13 protein-coding genes, 3 rRNA genes and 1 pseudogene are annotated in these 21,618 nt (G+C 72.0%); all 17 read left to right on the top strand.

What is annotated here, in order from left to right; genetic code table 11:
* Positions 1–11: 11 nt before the first annotated feature.
* On the top strand, positions 12–1,253 hold the full coding sequence (locus GC089_RS10370) for an acetylornithine transaminase (RefSeq protein ID WP_155379127.1): 1,242 nt from the start codon (positions 12–14) through the stop codon (positions 1,251–1,253).
* Entirely contained in the window at positions 1,250–2,182 is a 933-nt protein-coding gene (gene argF / locus GC089_RS10365; RefSeq protein ID WP_155377618.1) for an ornithine carbamoyltransferase, read from the top strand. Before GC089_RS10370 ends, argF begins: the two co-directional genes overlap by 4 nt.
* Positions 2,179–2,691 carry an arginine repressor gene (locus GC089_RS10360; protein ID WP_155377617.1) on the top strand — a complete coding sequence of 171 codons (513 nt, stop codon included), beginning with the start codon at positions 2,179–2,181 and terminating at the stop codon, positions 2,689–2,691. The genes argF and GC089_RS10360 overlap by 4 nt, the downstream gene beginning before the upstream one ends.
* 77 nt (positions 2,692–2,768) lie before the next feature.
* Positions 2,769–4,010, top strand: coding sequence for an argininosuccinate synthase (locus GC089_RS10355; RefSeq protein WP_155377616.1), 1,242 nt, complete (start codon positions 2,769–2,771; stop codon positions 4,008–4,010).
* On the top strand, positions 4,003–5,439 hold the full coding sequence (argH, locus tag GC089_RS10350) for an argininosuccinate lyase (RefSeq protein ID WP_155377615.1): 1,437 nt from the start codon (positions 4,003–4,005) through the stop codon (positions 5,437–5,439). Before GC089_RS10355 ends, argH begins: the two co-directional genes overlap by 8 nt.
* Positions 5,439–6,032 carry a uridine kinase gene (locus tag GC089_RS10345; RefSeq protein ID WP_155377614.1) on the top strand — a complete coding sequence of 198 codons (594 nt, stop codon included), beginning with the start codon at positions 5,439–5,441 and terminating at the stop codon, positions 6,030–6,032. Before argH ends, GC089_RS10345 begins: the two co-directional genes overlap by 1 nt.
* Positions 6,033–6,073: 41 nt before the next feature.
* Positions 6,074–6,766 carry a DNA-3-methyladenine glycosylase gene (locus GC089_RS10340; RefSeq protein WP_155379125.1) on the top strand — a complete coding sequence of 231 codons (693 nt, stop codon included), beginning with the start codon at positions 6,074–6,076 and terminating at the stop codon, positions 6,764–6,766.
* Positions 6,767–6,848: 82 nt separating this feature from the next.
* Positions 6,849–8,111: a tyrosine--tRNA ligase gene (gene tyrS, locus GC089_RS10335; protein WP_155377613.1), complete on the top strand. Its 1,263-nt coding sequence runs from the start codon at positions 6,849–6,851 to the stop codon at positions 8,109–8,111.
* 926 nt (positions 8,112–9,037) lie between these two features.
* A 16S ribosomal RNA gene (locus GC089_RS10330) occupies positions 9,038–10,560 on the top strand.
* 498 nt (positions 10,561–11,058) lie between these two features.
* Positions 11,059–14,167: ribosomal RNA gene (locus GC089_RS10325) — 23S ribosomal RNA — on the top strand.
* Positions 14,168–14,248: 81 nt separating this feature from the next.
* A 5S ribosomal RNA gene (rrf, locus tag GC089_RS10320) occupies positions 14,249–14,365 on the top strand.
* The 16S, 23S and 5S rRNA genes sit together here, the layout of an rRNA operon.
* Positions 14,366–15,807: 1,442 nt before the next feature.
* Complete coding sequence (locus GC089_RS10315) at positions 15,808–16,713, top strand: hypothetical protein (RefSeq protein WP_196250680.1); 906 nt, start codon at positions 15,808–15,810, stop codon at positions 16,711–16,713.
* Complete coding sequence (locus GC089_RS10310; protein ID WP_155377612.1) at positions 16,710–17,729, top strand: HAD-IIA family hydrolase; 1,020 nt, start codon at positions 16,710–16,712, stop codon at positions 17,727–17,729. The genes GC089_RS10315 and GC089_RS10310 overlap by 4 nt, the downstream gene beginning before the upstream one ends.
* Before the next feature lie 187 nt (positions 17,730–17,916).
* A complete protein-coding gene (locus GC089_RS10305) occupies positions 17,917–18,165 on the top strand; it encodes a hypothetical protein (protein WP_155377611.1) in 249 nt (82 codons plus the stop codon).
* Positions 18,162–19,028: a TlyA family RNA methyltransferase gene (locus GC089_RS10300; RefSeq protein ID WP_230684731.1), complete on the top strand. Its 867-nt coding sequence runs from the start codon at positions 18,162–18,164 to the stop codon at positions 19,026–19,028. Before GC089_RS10305 ends, GC089_RS10300 begins: the two co-directional genes overlap by 4 nt.
* Positions 19,025–19,888 (top strand): NAD kinase, encoded by an 864-nt coding sequence (locus GC089_RS10295; protein ID WP_155377610.1) that lies wholly within the window; start codon positions 19,025–19,027, stop codon positions 19,886–19,888. Before GC089_RS10300 ends, GC089_RS10295 begins: the two co-directional genes overlap by 4 nt.
* A pseudogene (gene recN / locus GC089_RS10290) lies at positions 19,885–21,611 on the top strand (DNA repair protein RecN). Before GC089_RS10295 ends, recN begins: the two are co-directional and overlap by 4 nt.
* Positions 21,612–21,618: the final 7 nt, after the last annotated feature.

The raw sequence follows: 21,618 nt of genomic DNA, 5'->3' as shown, positions 1-21,618 counted from the left end.
ACGCCCTGCCGATGCCCGCCGCGGCCGGCTCGGTCGCCGAGTGGACCGACCGCTACACGCACGCCCTCATGGACACGTTCGGTCCGCCGCAGCGCGTCCTCGTGCGCGGCGAGGGCCCGTACGTCTGGGACGCGGACGGCAGGCGGTACCTCGACCTGCTGGGCGGGATCGCGGTCAACGCGCTCGGGCACGCGCACCCGACGCTCACGGCTGCGGTCAGCGCCCAGCTCGGCACGCTCGGGCACATCTCGAACTTCTTCGCGAGCCCCACGCAGATCGCCCTGGCGGAGCGCCTGCTCGCGCTCGCGGCCGCCCCCGAGGGCTCGCGCGTGTTCCTCACGAACTCCGGCACGGAGGCGAACGAGGCCGCGTTCAAGCTGCTGCGCCGCCACTCCGCCGGCCGCCGCCCGCGCGTGCTCGCGCTCGAGGGCGGCTTCCACGGCCGGTCCATGGGCGCCCTCGCCCTCACGTCCAAGGCCGCGTACCGCGAGCCGTTCGAGCCGCTGCCGGGCGGCGTCGAGTTCCTCCCGTTCGGGGACACCGCCGCGCTCGAGGCCGCCTTCGCCGACGGAGGCGACCAGGTGGCGGGCCTCGTGCTCGAGCCGGTCCAGGGGGAGGCGGGCGTGCGTCCGCTCCCGCCGGGCTACCTGGCCCTCGCGCGCGAGCTGACGTCCCGGCACGGGGCGCTGCTGGTGCTCGACGAGGTGCAGACCGGCATGGGACGCACGGGCCGCTGGTTCGCCCACCAGCACCCGCACCTCGGCGGCGGCGTCGTCCCGGACGTCGTCACGGTCGCCAAGGGCCTCGGCGGCGGGTTCCCGGTGGGTGGGCTGATCGCGTTCGGCCCCCAGGTGGCCTCGCTGCTCGGTCGCGGCCAGCACGGGACGACGTTCGGCGGCAACCCCGTCGCCGCCGCGGCCGCGCTCGCGACGATCGGCGTCGTCGAGCGCGACGGCCTCCTGGCGCACGTGACCGCGCTGGGCGCGCGCCTGCGCGAGCGTCTCGCCGCGACGGGCAACCCCCTGGTGCGCGAGGTGCGCGGGGAGGGACTGCTCATCGCGGTCGAGCTGGCGGCGCCGGTGGCGGCGCGGGTCGCGACCGACGCGCTCGAGGCCGGCCTGATCGTCAACCCCTGCACGCCCACGACGCTGCGCATCGCACCGCCGTACGTCCTGACCGACGAGCAGGCGCAGCCGTTCGTCGACCTCGTCGCCGCGCTGCCGGCCGACCTGGCGAAGGAGGCCTCCGCGTGACCCGCCACTTCCTGCGCGACGACGACCTGGACCCGCAGGAGCAGGCGGCCGTCCTCGAGCTCGCCCTCGCCTTCCGTGACGACCGCTTCCTCCGCACGCCGCTCGCCGGCCCGCGGACCGTCGCGGTCATCTTCGACAAGCCGACGCTGCGCACGCAGGTGAGCTTCATGACGGGCGTCGCCGAGCTCGGCGGCTTCCCGCTCACGGTCGACGGGTCGCTCGCGCGCATCGGTGTGCGCGAGTCGATCGCCGACACGGCGCGGGTCCTCGGCCGCCAGGTCGCCGCCGTCGTCTGGCGTACGCACGCCCAGACCCGTCTCGAGGAGATGGCCGCGCTCGCGGGCGTCCCGGTCGTCAACGCGCTGACGGACGAGTTCCACCCGTGCCAGGTGCTCGCCGACCTGACGACGGTCGCGCAGCACCGCGGCGGCGTCGCGTCACTGCCCGGCACGACGCTCGCCTACGTGGGCGACGGCGCGAACAACATGGCCCACTCGTACCTGCTCGGCGGTGCGACGGCCGGCCTGCACGTGCGCGTCGGCACGCCCGCGGACGCGCTGCCGGACCCCGGGGTCGTCGCGGCCGCCCAGGCCGTCGCGGCGCGCACCGGGGGCTCGGTGCAGGTCCTGCACGACCGGGACGCCGCGGTCGCGGGCGCCGACGTCGTCGCCACCGACACCTGGGTCTCCATGGGCCAGGAGGACGAGGCGGGGGAGCGGGCCGGGCGCTTCACGGCGTTCCGCCTCGACACGGACGCGCTGGCGCTGGCGGCGCCCGGCGCGCTGGTGCTGCACTGCCTGCCCGCCTACCGCGGCAAGGAGATCACCGCCGAGGTGCTCGACGGCCCCCAGTCGGTCGTCTGGGACGAGGCGGAGAACCGCCTGCACGCGCAGAAGGCGCTGCTGACGTTCCTGCTGGAGCAGCGGTGAGCACGCCGGCGGGGGCGATCCCCTCGACGAAGGCCGCGCGGCACGCGCTCATCACCCACCTGCTCTCGCGCGGGTCGGTGCACTCGCAGGGGGAGCTCGCGGAGCTGCTCGCGGGCGAGGGCGTGCACGTGACGCAGGCGACCCTGTCGCGCGACCTGGTCGAGCTGCGCGCCGTGAAGATCCGCACCCCCTCGGGCGCGCTGGCGTACGCCGTCCCGCAGGAGGGCGGCGACCGCACGCCCACCACGAGCGACACGGAGATGCTCGCCGCGCGCCTGGCCCGGCTGTGCGCGGAGCTCCTGGTCACGGCCGAGGCGTCCGGCAACCTCGTGGTGCTGCGCACGCCGCCCGGGGCGGCCCAGTTCCTCGCCTCCGCCATCGACCACTCGGTCCTGCCGCACGTGCTCGGCACGATCGCGGGCGACGACACCGTGCTCGTCATCGCGCGCGCTGCCGACGGCGGCGAGGCCGTCGCCGCCCGCTTCCTCGCCCTCGCCGGCGAGGGCTGAGACCCGGTTGTGCATATCTCCGCGCGGGCATGTATGTTCATGCATGCACACGCTGCTGAGAACGGAGAGAACCTGACATGACCGATCGCGTCGTCCTCGCGTACTCCGGGGGCCTGGACACCTCGGTGGCCATCGGCTGGATCGCGGAGGCCACCGGTGCCGAGGTGATCGCCGTCGCGGTCGACGTCGGTCAGGGCGGGGAGGACCTCGAGGTCATCCGCCGCCGCGCGCTCGACTGCGGCGCCGTCGAGGCCTACGTCGCCGACGCGCGCGACGAGTTCGCCGAGGAGTACTGCATGCCGGCGCTCAAGGCGAACGGCCTGTACCTCGACCGGTACCCGCTCGTCTCGGCGCTGTCGCGCCCGGTGATCGTCAAGCACCTCGTGCGCGCCGCGCGCCAGTTCGGCGCGACGACCGTCGCGCACGGCTGCACCGGCAAGGGCAACGACCAGGTGCGCTTCGAGGTCGGCATCACCTCGCTCGCACCGGACCTCACGTGCCTCGCGCCCGTCCGCGACCTCGCGCTGACCCGCGACAAGGCGATCGAGTTCGCCGAGAAGCACCAGCTCCCGATCGCGACGACCAAGCACAACCCGTTCTCCATCGACCAGAACGTGTGGGGCCGCGCGGTCGAGACCGGCTTCCTCGAGGACATCTGGAACGGCCCGACCAAGGACGTCTACACCTACACCGACGACCCGACGTTCCCGCCGGTCGCCGACGAGGTCGTCATCACGTTCGAGCAGGGCGTCCCGGTCGCCCTCGACGGCGTCCCGGTCACGCCGCTGCAGGCGATCCAGGAGATGAACCGCCGTGCGGGCGCGCAGGGCGTCGGCCGGATCGACATCGTCGAGGACCGCCTGGTCGGCATCAAGTCGCGCGAGGTCTACGAGGCGCCCGGCGCGATCGCCCTCATCGCGGCGCACCAGGAGCTCGAGAACGTGACGGTCGAGCGCGAGCAGGCCCGCTTCAAGCGCGGCGTCGAGCAGCGGTGGACCGAGCTGGTCTACGACGGCCAGTGGTTCAGCCCGCTCAAGCGCTCGCTCGACGTCTTCGTCGACGACACGCAGCGGTACGTGTCGGGCGACGTGCGCCTCGTGCTGCACGGCGGCCGCGCCACGGTGACGGGACGCCGCTCCGACGCGAGCCTCTACGACTTCAACCTGGCGACCTACGACACGGGCGACACGTTCGACCAGTCCGCGGCGAAGGGCTTCATCGAGATCTACGGCCTGAGCTCGAAGCTCGCCGCCGCGCGGGACGTCAAGTTCGGCAACGCGCCGGACCTGGGCACGCAGGGCGGGCTCGCCGGTGCCTGAGCAGCCCACGACCGGTGACGGGCCGCTCGCGCTGTGGGGCGGGCGCTTCGCGTCCGGCCCCGCGGCGGCCCTCACCGAGCTGTCCCGCTCGACGCACTTCGACTGGCGGCTCGCCGACGACGACATCACCGGCTCCGTCGCGCACGCGCACGTGCTGCACGCCGCGGGCCTGCTCACGGACGCCGAGGTCGCCGGCATGGAGGACGCGCTCGAGCGTCTGCGCGCCGACGTCGCCTCCGGCGCGTTCGCGCCGACCCCAAACGACGAGGACGTGCACACGGCGCTCGAGCGCGGGCTGATCGAGCGTGCCGGCGCGGAGCTCGGCGGCAAGCTGCGCGCGGGCCGCTCGCGCAACGACCAGATCGCCACGCTCGTGCGCATGTACCTGCGCCGGCAGGCGCGCGTGCTGTCGGGCATGGTGCTCGACGTCGTCGACGCCCTCGTGGCCCAGGCCGAGGCCGCCGGCGACGCGCCCCTGCCGGGGCGCACGCACCTGCAGCACGCCCAGCCGGTGCTGCTCGCGCACCACCTGCTCGCGCACGCGTGGCCGCTGCTGCGCGACGTCGAGCGCTGGGCCGACTGGGACCGCCGCGCGGCGGTGTCGCCGTACGGCTCGGGTGCGCTCGCCGGGTCGTCGCTCGGCCTCGACCCGGCGGCCGTCGCGGCCGAGCTGGGCTTCGACGCGCCGGTGGAGAACTCGATCGACGGGACGGCGTCGCGCGACGTCGTCGCGGAGTTCGCCTTCGTGGCCGCGATGGTCGCCGTCGACCTCTCGCGGATCGCCGAGGAGGTCGTCCTGTGGGCGACCAAGGAGTTCGGGTTCGTGCGCCTGCACGACGCGTACTCGACCGGGTCGAGCATCATGCCGCAGAAGAAGAACCCGGACGTGGCCGAGCTCGCGCGCGGCAAGGCCGGCCGGCTCGTGGGCGACCTCACCGGGCTGCTCACCACCCTCAAGGGGCTGCCGCTCGCGTACAACCGCGACCTGCAGGAGGACAAGGAGCCGGTCTTCGACCAGGTCGACCAGCTCACGGTCCTGCTGCCGGCGTTCGCCGGCATGGTCGCCACCCTCACGTTCGACACGGACCGGATGGCCGCGCTCGCGCCGCAGGGCTTCTCGCTCGCGACCGACGTCGCCGAGTGGCTGGTGCGCGAGGGCGTGCCGTTCCGCGTGGCGCACGAGGTCGCCGGCGCGTGCGTGCGCGCGTGCGAGGAGCACGAGCCGCCGCTCGAGCTGTGGGACCTCACGGACGAGCAGCTGCAGGCGATCTCGCCGCACCTGACGCCGGGCGTCCGGGCGGTGCTGTCCGTCGAGGGCTCGCTCGCGTCGCGCTCCGCGCACGGCGGCACGGCGCCCGTCCGCGTCGCGGAGCAGCTCGAGCGCGCCCGTGCGCTCGCGGCACGGCTGCGGGCCTCGCGCGCGGCCTGATGACGGCGGCGCGCGACGCCGGCGCGGTCCTCGACGTGCTCGTCGACCGCGTCCTGGCGGGACCGCGCCGGCTCGGCCCGGTCCGGCTGGTGTGCGTCGACGGCCCGGCGGGCTCGGGCAAGACGACGACGGCCGGCCGGCTCGCCGCGGCCGTCGCCGCGCGCGGGCACGCCGCGGACGTGCTGCACCTCGACGACCTGTACGACGGCTGGCGCGGGCTCGAGTGCTCGCTGTGGCCGCGCCTCGCGGCGCAGGTGCTCGAGCCCCTGCGCCGCGGCCTGCCCGGTCGCTACCAGCGGTTCGACTGGCCGAGCGGCCGGTTCGCCGAGTGGGTCGACCTGCCGGTGCCCGACGTCCTGGTGCTCGAGGGCTGCGGCTCGGCGCGGCGCGCGGCCGACCCCGCGGCCACGCTGCGGGTGTGGGTCGAGGCGCCCGACGACCTGCGCCTCGCACGGGGGCTCGCGCGCGACGGCGAGGCCGCACGCGAGCACTGGCTGACGTGGATGGCCGACGAGCGGGCGCACTTCGCGCGGGAGCGGACACGCGTGCGGGCCGACGTCCGCCTCGACGCCTTTGGCATGATGACGGCGTGACCGCCCAGGAGCCGACGCCGCGCCGCGGGGACGACGGCCCCGTGCCCGACGTCCCCGGGGCCGGTCCCGTGCCCGCGCGCACCTGGTTCGCGCGGGACGTGCTCGCGGTGGCACGCGACCTGCTCGGCGGGTTCGTGACGACCCGGTCCCCCGAGGGCACCGTGACGGTGCGGCTGACCGAGGTCGAGGCGTACGGCGCGCAGGACGACCCCGGCTCGCACGCCTTCCGCGGCCGCACGCCGCGCAACGCGGCGATGTTCGCCGAGCCCGGACGTCTCTACGTCTACCGCCACCTCGGTCTGCACCACTGCGTCAACGTCGTGACACAGCCCGCGGGGAGCGCGTCGGCCGTGCTGCTGCGTGCCGGCGAGGTCGTCGAGGGGGCCGACCTGGCGTGGGCGCGGCGCACCCGCTCCGGCGTCGTCGACAGCGCGCGTCAGCTCGCGCGCGGTCCGGCGCGGCTCGCCGTGTGCCTCGGGCTGGACCTGACCGCGAACGGTGCGGACGTCACGGAGCCCGGCGGCGCCGTCGTGGTCCGCCGCCGCGACGCGGCGACGGCGCTGCCGGCCGTCGCGACCGGACCGCGGGTGGGGGTGGCCGGACCGGGCGGAGACGCGGGCGCGCACCCCTGGCGGCTGTGGCTGACGAACGAGCCGACCGTGTCGGCCTACCGCCCGGCGTATCGGTCGCCGGCGTCGGCAGACGCCCCGCGCGGGGCGACGACGTCGGCCTGAGGACGGTGCCGCCGGCACCGCGACCGCCATCGCAACGACACTGACCCCGGGCCGCCGAGGCGCCCGCGAGGAGGAGACCGACGTGAGCAACATCCTCGACGAGCTCGAGTGGCGCGGGCTCGTCGCGCAGACCACCGACCGCGACGCGCTGGCGCAGGCGCTGGCCGACGGACCGGTCACCTTCTACACCGGCTTCGACCCGACCGCGCCGAGCCTGCACCACGGCCACCTCGTGCAGCTCGTGCTCATGCGCCACCTGCAGCTCGCGGGGCACCGGCCGCTCGCGCTCGTCGGGGGCGCCACGGGGCTCATCGGCGACCCGCGGATGTCGGGCGAGCGCGTGCTCAACACCCCGGAGACCGTGGCGGAGTGGGTCGGGCGCCTGCGCGCCCAGATCGAGCGCTTCCTCGACTTCGAGGGGCCGGACGCCGCGGTCATGGTGAACAACCTCGACTGGACGGGCGGGATGTCGGCCATCGACTTCCTGCGGGACGTCGGCAAGCACTACCGGCTGGGCACCATGCTGGCGAAGGACACCGTGGCACGGCGCCTCGCCAGCGAGGAGGGCATCTCCTTCACCGAGTTCAGCTACCAGATCCTGCAGGGCCTCGACTACCGCGAGCTGTTCCGCCGGCACGGCTGCACGCTGCAGACGGGTGGCAACGACCAGTGGGGGAACCTGCTGTCGGGCGTCGACCTCATCCGCAAGACCGAGCGGACCGCGGTGCACGCGCTGACGACGCCGCTCATCACCAAGGCGGACGGCACGAAGTTCGGCAAGTCCGAGGGCGGTGCCGTGTGGCTCGCGCCGGACATGATGACGCCGTACGCCTTCTACCAGTTCTGGCTCAACACCGACGACGCGGACGTCGTCCGCTACCTGAAGGTGTTCACCTTCCGCACCCGTGAGGAGATCGCGGAGCTTGAGGAGGCGGTGGCGGCGCGGCCCGCGGCGCGTGAGGCGCAGCGCACGCTCGCCTACGACGTCACGGCGCTCGTCCACGGCGCGGCCGCGACCGACGCCGTCGTCGCCGCGAGCCAGGCGCTGTTCGGCCGGGGCTCGCTCGAGGACCTGGACGCGGCGACCCTCGCGGCTGCGGTCGCGGAGCTGCCGACGGCCCGCGGCGCGGCCGGCGACCCCGTCGTCGACCTGCTCGCGGCGACCGGTGTCGTGGCGAGCAAGGCCGCCGCCCGGCGCGCGATCGCCGAGGGGGGTGCCTCCGTGAACAACGTGCGGGTGGCGGACGAGGACGCGGTGCTCGCACCCGGGGACCTCCTGCACGGGCGGTGGGCGCTGCTGCGCCGGGGCAAGCGGACGCTCGCGGTGGTCGACGCCGGCGCCTGACGACGGCACCCGGTGCCCGTCCCCGGTGGGGGGCGGGCACCGGGAGCCGCGGTGGGCCACCGTGCGGACCGGCCGAGGGGCCGGTCGCGACGACCGGCACGCGGTCCCGCGGCCGGCACGTGCGCGACGACAGGCACGCGGCCCACGGCACGCACGTGCGCGACGACCGGCGGCGCGCGGCGATCCGCCGGGGCGGGGCGACGCGGTGGCGCCGGCGGTGACCACGCTCACGCGGGCACGAAGGGAATGGTCCTGCCCGCCTGCGGGTTGCACAGCGAGCGGCCGGGGGCGCCGCGCAGCCCGCGACCTGGTGACCGTGGTCACCGGCGGCAGGGTTTGCGTGGGGGGCTGGGTTCGCGTAATGTTCTCTAGGCCCGCCCGGCAGGGAGGCACGGACACCGTGATGGTGGCCGGTCCCGCGGAGCAGGGCACAACCCCGGTTCGGATCACCCAGGCGCTGTGCGCGTCGGGGTGTGAGGTGCGGGTGGGTCGGTTCTTGCGTGTGCTGGTCGTTTCGGCGGTCGGGGTTTGGAATGGCCTGGTAGCGTGGAAATCGTTGCTGGAGAGGGAATTGTGTCGGCCGTTACGGCGGTCGGGGCGAGGAATTCTTCTGGTACGGTGGAAACACAACGGCGGTCCTGCTGGAAACGGTCACCTCGGTGGTCGGGGAAAGCGTAAGGGTCTGCTAGGGTGGATGAGCCTCCTGCGGGAAGCCCGAGAGGGTGGATCGAGGATGAGCGTCTGTTCCTTGAGAACTCAACAGTGTGCCAAGTAGTCGATGCCATTTGTTTGGTGTCGAGCCCAGATCTTGATCCGCGTCCCCGTGGTGATGGTCTGGGGTAGAGACCAGTTTCGGCCCTGCTTCGTGTGGGGTTTCTTTGTGTGTCTGTTGCCTGCCGGGTTCGCCTGGTGGGTGGCGTGTGACATTTACGGAGAGTTTGATTCTGGCTCAGGACGAACGCTGGCGGCGTGCTTAACACATGCAAGTCGAACGGTGAAGGTCAGCTTGCTGACCGGATCAGTGGCGAACGGGTGAGTAACACGTGAGCAACCTGCCCTCCACTCTGGGATAAGCCTTGGAAACGAGGTCTAATACTGGATACGAGGCGCCCGGGCATCTGGAGCGTCTGGAAAGATTTATCGGTGGGGGATGGGCTCGCGGCCTATCAGCTTGTTGGTGGGGTGATGGCCTACCAAGGCGACGACGGGTAGCCGGCCTGAGAGGGCGACCGGCCACACTGGGACTGAGACACGGCCCAGACTCCTACGGGAGGCAGCAGTGGGGAATATTGCACAATGGGCGCAAGCCTGATGCAGCGACGCCGCGTGAGGGATGACGGCCTTCGGGTTGTAAACCTCTTTCAGCAGGGAAGAAGCGCAAGTGACGGTACCTGCAGAAGAAGCGCCGGCTAACTACGTGCCAGCAGCCGCGGTAATACGTAGGGCGCAAGCGTTGTCCGGAATTATTGGGCGTAAAGAGCTCGTAGGCGGTTTGTCGCGTCTGCTGTGAAAACCTCAGGCTCAACCTGGGGCTTGCAGTGGGTACGGGCAGACTAGAGTGCGGTAGGGGTGACTGGAATTCCTGGTGTAGCGGTGGAATGCGCAGATATCAGGAGGAACACCGATGGCGAAGGCAGGTCACTGGGCCGCAACTGACGCTGAGGAGCGAAAGCATGGGGAGCGAACAGGATTAGATACCCTGGTAGTCCATGCCGTAAACGTTGGGCACTAGGTGTGGGGTCCATTCCACGGATTCCGTGCCGCAGCAAACGCATTAAGTGCCCCGCCTGGGGAGTACGGCCGCAAGGCTAAAACTCAAAGAAATTGACGGGGGCCCGCACAAGCGGCGGAGCATGCGGATTAATTCGATGCAACGCGAAGAACCTTACCAAGGCTTGACATGCACCGGTAACACTCAGAGATGGGTGCCCCGCAAGGTCGGTGCACAGGTGGTGCATGGTTGTCGTCAGCTCGTGTCGTGAGATGTTGGGTTAAGTCCCGCAACGAGCGCAACCCTCGTCCCATGTTGCCAGCGGGTTATGCCGGGGACTCATGGGAGACTGCCGGGGTCAACTCGGAGGAAGGTGGGGATGACGTCAAATCATCATGCCCCTTATGTCTTGGGCTTCACGCATGCTACAATGGCCGGTACAAAGGGCTGCGATACCGCGAGGTGGAGCGAATCCCAAAAAGCCGGTCTCAGTTCGGATTGGGGTCTGCAACTCGACCCCATGAAGTCGGAGTCGCTAGTAATCGCAGATCAGCAACGCTGCGGTGAATACGTTCCCGGGCCTTGTACACACCGCCCGTCAAGTCATGAAAGTCGGTAACACCCGAAGCCGGTGGCCCAACCTCTTTGAGGGGGGAGCCGTCGAAGGTGGGACTGGCGATTAGGACTAAGTCGTAACAAGGTAGCCGTACCGGAAGGTGCGGCTGGATCACCTCCTTTCTAAGGAGCATCTGGCACGTGCCTGCGCCTGTCATGGGTGTGGGTGGGTGTCCAGGCCCATGCCTCCACCGCCAGTGTGTGGGGGGTGGTGCTCGAGGGTGGAACGTCGACTACGGCCGGCTTCGCGCTGGCAGATGGCCTAGTACGCCTCGTCGTGCTGCTGGGGAGCTTGCTTCCTGGGGGTGTGGTGGGGGAGGGAACGGTTGGTCTGCTGGTGGTGGGGTCGGCCTGGCACGCTGTTGGGTCCTGAGGGAACAGCCCGCTTGTCGGGGTGTTGCTTCGGGGTCGCGAAGGTCTGCTGCTGCGGGTCCTGGTCCTGGTGTTGTGCCGGGGTGGGGGTCGGGTGGTGGGCTGGGTGGGCCTTCGGGTCTGTCGGTGGGTGTCGAACCGCCTGTGCACGCCAGTGGTGTGTGGGGGTAGGCGTGCCTGGTGCCGGCGGGGTCCGGTGGTTGCTTGAGAACTGCACAGTGGACGCGAGCATCTTTGAATGATCTTTGTGGTCAAGTTTATAAGGGCACAGGGTGGATGCCTTGGCACCAGGAGCCGAAGAAGGACGTAGTAGCCTGCGATAAGCCTCGGGGAGTTGGCAAACGAACCGTGATCCGAGGATGTCCGAATGGGGAAACCCCGCCACAGTCATGTGTGGTGACCCGCACCTGAATATATAGGGTGCGTGGAGGGAACGCCGGGAAGTGAAACATCTCAGTACCGGCAGGAAGAGATATTCCGTGAGTAGTGGCGAGCGAAAGCGGATCAGGCCAAACCGTGCGTGTGTTCAAGCCGGCAGGCGTTGCACGTGCGGGGTTGTGGGACCCGTCAGCTGATACTGCCGTGTCAGCAGGGAGTCAGAAAGTCGCGTCATAGTCGAAGGGCATTGAAAGGCCCGGCACAGAGGGTGGTACCCCCGTAGACGAAATGGCGTGGCCTCCCGATGGGGATCCCAAGTAGCTCCGGGCCCGAGAAACCCGGAGTGAATCTGCACAGACCACTGTGTAAGCCTAAATACTACCTGGTGACCGATAGCGGACAAGTACCGTGAGGGAAAGGTGAAAAGTACCCCGGGAGGGGAGTGAAATAGTACCTGAAACCGTGTGCCTACAATCCGTCGGAGCCTCCTTAGCAGGGGTGACGGCGTGCCTTTTGAAGAATGAGCCTGCGAGTTAGTGGTACGTGGCGAGGTTAACCCGTGTGGGGAAGCCGTAGCGAAAGCGAGTCCGAACAGGGCGTGTCAGTCGCGTGCTCTAGACCCGAAGCGAAGTGATCTAGCCATGGGCAGGGTGAAGCGCGGGTAAGACCGCGTGGAGGCCCGAACCCACCAGGGTTGAAAACCTGGGGGATGACCTGTGGTTAGGGGTGAAAGGCCAATCAAACTTCGTGATAGCTGGTTCTCCCCGAAATGCATTTAGGTGCAGCGTCACGTGTTTCTTGCCGGAGGTAGAGCTACTGGATAGCCGATGGGCCCCACCAGGTTACTGACGTTAGCCAAACTCCGAATGCCGGTAAGCCAGAGCGTGGCAGTGAGACTGCGGGGGATAAGCTCCGTAGTCGAGAGGGAAACAGCCCAGACCACCAGCTAAGGCCCCTAAGCGTGTGCTAAGTGGGAAAGGATGTGGAGTTGCACAGACAACCAGGAGGTTGGCTTAGAAGCAGCCACCCTTGAAAGAGTGCGTAATAGCTCACTGGTCAAGTGATTCCGCGCCGACAATGTAGCGGGGCTCAAGCACACCGCCGAAGCTGTGGCATTCACACATCGTGACAAGCCTTCGTGGTTCAGTCGTGTGGATGGGTAGGGGAGCGTCGTGTGGGCGGTGAAGCCGCGGGGGAACCCAGTGGTGGAGCCCACACGAGTGAGAATGCAGGCATGAGTAGCGAAAGACGGGTGAGAAACCCGTCCGCCGAATGACCAAGGGTTCCAGGGCCAGGCTAATCCGCCCTGGGTAAGTCGGGACCTAAGGCGAGGCCGACAGGCGTAGTCGATGGACAACGGGTTGATATTCCCGTACCGGCGAAGAACCGCCCATACCGAGCCCGGTGATGCTGACCGTCCGAGCCGGTGCACCGTCCCTTCGGGGACACCGCACCGGGGAGCACGGGACCCGAACCGGTAGTAGGTAAGCGTGTTAACAGGGGTGACGCAGGAAGGTAGCCCAGCGTGGCGATGGTAGTCCACGTCCAAGGCCGTAGGGCGAGGTGCAGGCAAATCCGCACCTCACGTAGCCTGAGAACCGACGGGTACCGCGTATGCGGGAAATGGGTGATCCTATGCTGCCAAGAAAAGCCTCGACGCGAGGTTCTAGCCGCCCGTACCCCAAACCGACTCAGGTGGTCAGGTAGAGAATACCAAGGCGATCGAGAGAATCGTGGTTAAGGAACTCGGCAAAATGCCCCCGTAACTTCGGGAGAAGGGGGGCCTCAAGCGTGTACCGGTTCGCCCGGGAAGCGTGGAGGGCCGCAGAGACCAGGGAGAAGCGACTGTTTACTAAAAACACAGGTCCGTGCGAAGTCGCAAGACGATGTATACGGACTGACGCCTGCCCGGTGCTGGAAGGTTAAGAGGACGGGTCAGCACGCAAGTGCGAAGCTCAGAATTTAAGCCCCAGTAAACGGCGGTGGTAACTATAACCATCCTAAGGTAGCGAAATTCCTTGTCGGGTAAGTTCCGACCTGCACGAATGGCGTAACGACTTCTCCGCTGTCTCAACCGCGAACTCGGCGAAATTGCACTACGAGTAAAGATGCTCGTTACGCGCAGCAGGACGGAAAGACCCCGGGACCTTTACTATAGCTTGGTATTGGTGTTCGGTGCGGCTTGTGTAGGATAGGTGGGAGACTGTGAAGCCGGCACGCCAGTGTCGGTGGAGTCATCGTTGAAATACCACTCTGGTCGCTCTGGACATCTAACCTCGGTCCGTGATCCGGATCAGGGACAGTGCCTGGTGGGTAGTTTAACTGGGGCGGTTGCCTCCTAAAATGTAACGGAGGCGCTCAAAGGTTCCCTCAGCCTGGTTGGCAATCAGGTGGCGAGTGCAAGTGCACAAGGGAGCTTGACTGTGAGACTGACAGGTCGAGCAGGGACGAAAGTCGGAACTAGTGATCCGGCGGTGGCTTGTGGAAGCGCCGTCGCTCAACGGATAAAAGGTACCCCGGGGATAACAGGCTGATCTTGCCCAAGAGTCCATATCGACGGCATGGTTTGGCACCTCGATGTCGGCTCGTCGCATCCTGGGGCTGGAGTAGGTCCCAAGGGTTGGGCTGTTCGCCCATTAAAGCGGTACGCGAGCTGGGTTTAGAACGTCGTGAGACAGTTCGGTCCCTATCCGCTGCGCGCGCAGGAAACTTGAGAAGGGCTGTCCCTAGTACGAGAGGACCGGGACGGACGAACCTCTGGTGTGCCAGTTGTTCCGCCAGGAGCACGGCTGGTTGGCTACGTTCGGAAGGGATAACCGCTGAAAGCATCTAAGCGGGAAGCCTGCTTCAAGATGAGGTTTCCACGCCCTTCGGGGTGAGAGGCTCCCAGATAGACCACTGGGTAGATAGGCCGGATGTGGAAGGCAGGACCAACGACTGCCGCAGCTGACCGGTACTAATAAGCCGACAACTTGACACACTTCATTCTTTGCTACGCGTCCACTGTGCGGTTCCCGAGAAATCAACGGGTCCACGACCTGCTTGACAATCTCGACCGTGTTACGGCGGTCATAGCGAAGGGGAAACGCCCGGTCCCATTCCGAACCCGGAAGCTAAGCCCTTCAGCGCCGATGGTACTGCACTCGCCAGGGTGTGGGAGAGTAGGACGCCGCCGGACAACCATTCCACGAAGGCCCACCCGACACCGGGTGGGCCTTCGTGCATTCCCGGCACATACGCACCGCTCTTGGGACCGGGCCATGGCCGGTCGGCGCGTGCAGCACGACGGCGACCTGCAGCGGCCGCGGGCGTCCGCGTCCGGTACGTGCGGGGTCAGCGCCGGCGCTCGTGCACACCCCACCGCGCGCCCGGACTGGCGCGCAGCGACCCGGATCACGTCCGGCTCGTGATGGGCCGGCGGTCCTGCCGGTCGCGGTAATGAGACCATGGGCGCCGACGTACGACGAGGAGCACAACATGAACAGCGACGGCTCGCCCGACGAGCGACGTCCCCGCCGCAACGACCAGGGCGGCAGCGCACGAGGGCCCCGCGGTGGAGCTGCGGGGGCCGGCGACGGCTCCCGCGGGACGCGCGGCGGAGCGGCCGCGCGCGGTGGGACCGGGTCGACCGGGTCGTGGCGCGGCGGTGACGCTCGCGGCGGCTCCGCCACGGGCCGCGGCACCGGCGGGGCCTCGGGGCGGGGGCGCGGGGACCGCTGGAACGACCGGCCGCGCGTCGAGGACGGCGGGTCGCGTCGGGACGACGTGCGTCGAGCGCCTGCGGGCCCCCGCGCGGGAAGCGGTTCGGCGCGCGATGCGGAGGCGTGGCGTCCCGGTCCGGGCCGTCCCGCCGACGGCGGTCGGCGCGGGCGCGAGCTCGATGCCGGGGTGCGCGATCAGCGTCGCGACGAGCAGCGCGGACGTGGCGAGGGCGGCACAGGACGCACGGCGGGTGCCGCCGCGGCGGGGCGTGGTCGTGCTCCGGGCGGTTCGGGTCCGTGGCGCAGCGACGACCGCGGCCCGCGGCCCGCGGGTGCAGGCGGGCGGCCGCGGGTGGCGGGGCGCCGTGGGGACGACCCCCGTGAGCGCGACGTGCGCGGCGGCTCCGGGGCGTCGGGACGCACCTGGGAGCCCCGACGTGGGGACGGCGGCGGACGTGACGACCGCGGTCGCGGTGACGCTGCGGGACGGGGGCGTCCGCCCCGTGCGTGGGACGGACCGCGGCGCGACGAGGGCGGCCGGGGCGCCGGCCCGGGCCGACGTCCTGCGGCGGACGGGCCGCGTGGTGACGTGCGTGCGCACACCCGCGGCGCGTCGACGTCCGGGCCGCGCGACGCCCGCGGGCCGGACGACAGGACCCCACGCACGGACCGCGGGCCGGGCGGTGGCGTCCGGCGCGAGGACGCGTGGCAGGGGGACCGCCGAGGCGATGCCGCGAGCGGCGGACGCCACGAGGTGCGCGACCGCGGTGCGCGCCGCGGGTACGAGGAGCGACCCGGCCACGACGAGCGGCGTGGTCGCGGTGACGGTCCCCCGCGCGGGGCCGCCGGGGCGCGCCGCGTCGCGGGCGCCGACCGTGGTCCCCGTGGGGCGGACCGGCACGAGCCGGAGCGCGTGCGCGTGCCCGAGCCGGAGCTCCCCGAGGAGGTGACGTTCGCCCAGCTCGACCGCGAGGTGCGCGGACGTCTGCGCACGCTGAGCAAGGAGAACGCGCAGCGCGTCGGCAGGCACCTGGTGATGGTCGGGCGGCTGCTCGACGTGGACCCCGAGCTCGCCTACGAGCACGCGGCCGCGGCGGTGCGCCGCGCCGGACGCGTCGACGTGGTGCGTGAGGCGGCGGGGCTCGCCGCGTACCGGACAGGGCGCTACGCGGAGGCGCTGCGCGAGCTGCGCACGGTCCGTCGTCTCAACGGCTCGTCGGAGCACCTCGCCGTCATGGCGGACGCCGAGCGCGGGCTCGGGCGCCCGGAGCGCGCGGTCGCCCTCGCCCAGGAGCCGGAGGCCGAGACCCTGCCGGCTGCTGTCCGGGTCGAGCTCGCGATGGTCGTCAGCGGTGCGCGCCTGGAGATGGGGCAGCCCGAGGCGGCGGTCGCCGCGCTGTCCACCGACGTCGTGCGGCGGGCGAGCGGGCTGCTCGCCGTGCGCGTCGCGCAGGCTCGTGCGACGGCTCTCGAGGCCGCCGGGAGGCACGCCGAGGCGGAGGCGGAGCTCGCCCCGTACACGCAGGAGCAGCTCGACGAGGCCGCCGGCGCCGTCGAGCCGGAGGAGGAGGTCGTGGTGTACGACCTCCTCGAGGACGTCGAGGACGTCGAGGACGTCGAGGACGTCGAGGACGTCGAGGCGACCGGTGCCGAGGACGTCAGCTCGCCGTCCGCTGCCGACGGCGCACAGGACGAGCCGGACGGGTCCGGGCGCGGCGAGACGCCGCAGGGCGAGGCGGCGTCGGACGAGGCGCCGCAGGGCGAGACGCCGCAGGACGAGACTGACCAGGACGTCGAGGGCGTCCAGGACGAGGAGGCACGGTGACGGGAGCGGGGCTGCTGGAGTCGCAGGAGCCGCTCGCCGAGCGCTACGACCTCGCGCTCGTCGACCTGGACGGCGTGGCCTACCGGGGCCACGAGCCGATCGACGGCGCCGCGGAGGGGCTCGACCGGGCGCGCGGGGCCGGCATGCGCGTCGTGTTCGTCACCAACAACGCCTCGCGCGAGCCCGAGCAGGTGGCCGAGCAGCTCGTGGGCCTCGGCATCCCGACGGCCCCGCACGAGGTGATGACCGCGGCGCAGGCCGCCGCCGAGCTGCTCGCGACACGCGTGCCCGCCGGGGCGCGCGTGCTGGTCGTGGGCGGCGCGGGCCTCCTGACGGCGGTGCGGGCCAAGGGCTACGAGGTCGTGACGTCGGCGGACGACGACCCGGCGGCGGTCGTGCAGGGGTTCGCGCCCGAGCTCGGCTGGGCGCAGCTCGCGGAGGCGGCCTACGCCGTCCAGCGCGGCGCGTGGCACGTGGCGTCGAACCTCGACCTCAGCCTCCCGACGGCCCGCGGGTTCGCCCCCGGCAACGGGTCGCTCGTGGGTGCGGTGCGCGCCGCGACGGGGGTCCAGCCGGCGAGCGCGGGCAAGCCGTCGCCGACGATGTACCGCCTGGCGGTGGAGCGGGCCGGCGCCCGTGCGCCGCTCGTCGTCGGGGACCGGCTCGACACGGACCTCGCCGGTGCGAGGTCCGGGGACATCCCCGGCCTGCACGTCCTGACGGGGGTCAGCAGCGCCCGCGACGACGTGCTCGCCCTGCCCGGCGAGCGCCCGCACTTCGTCGGCGCCGACCTGCGTGCGCTCCTCGAGCCGCACCCCGCACCGGTCCGCCGGGACGGGTGGTGGGTGTGCCGGGGCGCGGCCGCACGGGTGGCCGACGGCGCGCTGGACCTGCGGCCCGACGCGGCCGGGGGCGTCGGTGCCCGGCTCGACCTGGTGCGTGCGGCCTGCGCCGCGGCGTGGGACGCGGCCGACGGGGGTGCGCCGCTCGACCCGGCCGTCGTGCCGGAGCTCTGACCGCGGACGCGGCGCCCGGGCGGCACGTCACGCCTGTGGGTCGCGCCCGCCGCCGCGGGCCGACGCCGGGTAGCGTGGGGACGCCCCGCGCCCGGCGCGCCGGTGCGGCACGTCCGCACGGCGCCGGCCCGACGCCGTGCGCCGCCCGGTGCGGCCGCCGGACGACCGCGACGAAGGAGGACCGCACGTGAGCGAGAGCGCCAGCACCGCAGCGGGCACGCCGTCGCCCGCGGCCGTGTCTGCGGCCGTGCCTTCGGCCGTGCCCGCGGCACCCACGCCGTCGGACCTCCTGACCGCGGCCACGGGGGACGACGCGGTGGACGAGGCGCTCGGGCGGCTGCGTGAGGTGCAGACGCTGGACCTGCGCGCACAGCTCGCGACGTTCGAGGCGGTGCACGAGGCGCTGCAGGACCGGCTCGCGGACGCCGAGGGATGACCGCGACGATGACGGCACGCCTCGACACCGAGCTGGTCCGCCGTGGGCTGGCCCGGTCCCGCACCCAGGCCGCCCGGTTCGTCGCGGACGGCCGGGTGCAGGTCGACGGAACCTGCGTGCGGCGGCCCGCCGCGCCCGTGGACGACGGGCAGGACGTCACGGTCGCGCCCGACCCGGCCGACGCGGGGTGGGCGTCCCGGGCGGCCCTCAAGCTCGCGGACGCGCTCGGCGCCTGGCCGCACCTGGAGGTCCGCGGACGGGTGTGCCTGGACGCGGGGGCCAGCACCGGTGGCTTCACCGACGTGCTCCTGCGCCGCGGTGCCGGGCGCGTGGTCGCGGTCGACGTGGGCCACGGGCAGATGGTGCCGTGGTTGCGCGAGGACCCCCGCGTCGACGTGCGCGAGGGCGTCAACGTGCGTGACCTGGGCGCCGGCGACGTCGTCCCGGTGCCCGACCTGGTGGTCGGTGACCTGTCGTTCATCTCGCTGCGGCTCGTGCTCGCCCCGCTCGTGGCGGTGGCGGCCCCGGGCGCCGACCTGGTGCTGCTCGTCAAGCCGCAGTTCGAGGTGGGCCGCGAGCGCCTGGGCGCGCACGGCGTCGTGCGGGACCCGGACCTGTGGCGTGCGGCGGTGCTGGACGTGTGCGAGGCGGCGCAGCGGCTCGGCGCCGCGGTGCACGCGGTGCGTCCCAGCACGGTGCCGGGCACGCACGGCAACGTCGAGTTCGTGGTGCACCTGACGGCACCGGGTGGCGCGCCGGCGCCCCTCGCGCCGGTCCCGTCGGTCGACGTCGTCGCCGCGGTCGACGCGGCGGTGCGCGCCGCGGTCGACGGCACGACCCCGCGGCGGGAGGGCGTGCGGTGACGCGCCGCGCGCTGGTCGTCCGCCACAGCGGGCGACCCGAGGCGGTCGCGGCCGCGGACTCGGTGGTGCGCGCCCTCGCGCACGCCGACGTCGAGGCGGTGGAGGCGTCGGAGGACGTCACGGCGGACGAGCTGCCCCCGTTCGAGCTCGCGGTCGTGCTCGGCGGCGACGGGACGATCCTGCGCGCCGCGGAGCTCACGCGCGGCACGGACGTGGCGCTGCTCGGCGTGAACCTCGGGCACGTCGGGTTCCTCGCCGAGATCGAGCCCGCGGACGTCGCGACGGCCGTGGCGCGGCTGACCGCCGGCGACCACGACGTGGAGGAGCGGGACACCGTCGACGTGCGCGTCGTGCACGCCGACGGCCGGGTCGAGACGGGGTGGGCGCTGAACGAGGCGGCCGTGGAGAAGACCGACCCGGCGCGGATGATCGAGGTCGTCGTCGAGGTCGACGGCCGTCCGCTCTCGTCGTTCGGCTGCGACGGCCTCGTCGCCGCCACCGCGACGGGCTCGACGGCGCACGCCTTCTCCGCCGGCGGGCCGGTGCTGTGGCCGGACGTCGCCGGGACCGTGCTCGTGCCGCTGGCCGCGCACTCGCTGTTCGCACGGCCGCTCGTCGTCGGGCCCGGCAGCGTGCTGGCCGTGGAGCTCATCGGCCGCTCGTCGTCGGCGGCGGTGGTGACGTGCGACGGGCGGCGCCAGCTCGAGCTGGACCGCGGCGCGCGGCTCGAGGTGCGCGTGAGCGACCAGCCCGTGCGGTTCGCACGCCTCAACCCGGCGCCCTTCACGACGCGCCTGGTGCAGAAGTTCGACCTGCCGGTCGTCGGCTGGCGGGGTGCCCGCGAGGACGGTGGACGGTGATCGAGGAGATCCGGATCGACGACCTCGGCGTCATCGGTCGCGCGCACGTGCGGCTCGGCCCGGGGCTGACCGTGCTGACCGGGGAGACCGGTGCCGGCAAGACGATGGTGCTGACGGCCCTGTCGCTGCTGCTGGGCGGCCGGGCGGACCCGGCGACCGTCCGGACGGGCGCCCGGTCCGCGGCCGTGGAGGGCCGGGTCGTGCTGGGCGACGGGGCCGCCGCCCTGGAGCGTGCGCGCGAGGCCGGCGCCGAGGTCGACGAGGACGGGAGCCTCGTGGTGCTCCGCACGGTGACGGCGGCCACCGACGACGCCCCCGGGCGCTCGCGCGCGTACCTCGGGGGACGCTCGGTCCCGCAGGGTGTGCTCGCCGAGATCGCCGAGGAGCTCGTCACCGTGCACGGGCAGGCGGACCAGGTGCGTCTGCGCTCCCCGGCGCGTCAGCGCGCCGCCCTCGACGCGTTCGCCGGGGCGGCGCACCAGGCCGTGCTCGCCGACCACCGCAGGACGTGGGCCGAGCGCGCCCGGGTGCAGACGGAGCTGGACGACCTCGTCACCCGCGCGCAGGAGCGCGCCCGTGAGGCGGAGCTGCTCCGGCTCGGCCTCGCCGAGGTCGAGCGCGTCGACCCGCAGCCGGACGAGGACGTGCAGCTCGCGGCGGAGGCGGAGCGGCTCGGCAACGCCGAGGACCTGCGGGCCGCGGCCGCCGGGGCGCACGCCGCGCTGGTCGGGGACGACGACTCGGCGGGGGAAGCGGTCGCCGCGACCGTGCTCGTCGAGGACGCGCGACGCCGTCTCGAGCAGGTGGGCGCGCACGACGGCGCCCTGGCGTCGCTCGCGACGCGCGTCGCGGAGGCCGGCTACCTGCTGGCCGACGTCGCGGCGGAGCTGGCGGCCTACGTCCAGGACCTGCAGGCCGACCCGGCGCGCCTCGACGCGGTGCAGCGCCGTCGCGCCGAGCTCGCGACGCTCACGCGCTCGTACGGCGAGGACGTGGGTGCGGTGCTGCGCTGGGCGCAGGAGTCGTCCGCCCGGCTGCTGGACCTGGAGGGGGCGAGGAGCGGATCGCGGCCCTGCACGAGCGGCGCGACGCGCTCGACGCGCGCCTGCAGGAGCTGGCCGCCGCCATCACCGCCGCCCGGACCGCGGCCGCCGGAGCGCTGTCGGAGGCGGTGAGCGAGGAGCTCGGCGGGCTGGCGATGGCCGGGGCCCGGCTGGTCGTGGACGTGCGGCCGGCCGAGGAGCACGCCGCGCACGGGGCGGACCAGGTCGAGATGCTGCTCGTCCCGCACGCGGGTGCGCCCGCACGGCCGCTCGGCAAGGGCGCCTCCGGGGGTGAGCTCTCGCGCGTGATGCTCGCGCTCGAGGTGGCGCTCGCCACAGCCGAGGGCTCCGTGGCACCCGGCACGTTCGTCTTCGACGAGGTCGACGCCGGCGTGGGAGGACGGGCCGCGACGGAGATCGGACGTCGCCTCGCGCGGCTCGCCGCCGGGACGCAGGTGCTCGTGGTGACCCACCTGGCGCAGGTGGCCGCGTTCGCGGACCGGCACCTGGTCGTGACGAAGTCGACCGCGGACGGCGTGGACGTCGTCACGGAGTCCGACGTGCGCGAGGTCGACGGCGAGGAGCGGGTGCGCGAGCTCGCGCGGATGCTCTCCGGGCAGGACTCCGACACGGCACGTGCCCACGCGTCGGAGCTGCTGGCCCGGTCCGTGGGACGATGACCCCACG

The organism is Cellulomonas sp. JZ18 (assembly GCF_009720485.1).
Taxonomy (GTDB): domain Bacteria; phylum Actinomycetota; class Actinomycetes; order Actinomycetales; family Cellulomonadaceae; genus Cellulomonas.
Note: the sequence above shows the minus strand (reverse complement) of the source record. Positions and strands in the feature narration are given on the sequence as shown.

Coding starts and splice junctions, on each gene's coding strand:
- GC089_RS10370 (WP_155379127.1), top strand. CDS start 12: ATGCCCGCCGCGGCCGGCTCGGTCGCCGAGTGGACCGACCGCTACACG.
- GC089_RS10355 (WP_155377616.1), top strand. CDS start 2,769: ATGACCGATCGCGTCGTCCTCGCGTACTCCGGGGGCCTGGACACCTCG.
- GC089_RS10345 (WP_155377614.1), top strand. CDS start 5,439: ATGACGGCGGCGCGCGACGCCGGCGCGGTCCTCGACGTGCTCGTCGAC.
- GC089_RS10300 (WP_230684731.1), top strand. CDS start 18,162: ATGACCGCGACGATGACGGCACGCCTCGACACCGAGCTGGTCCGCCGT.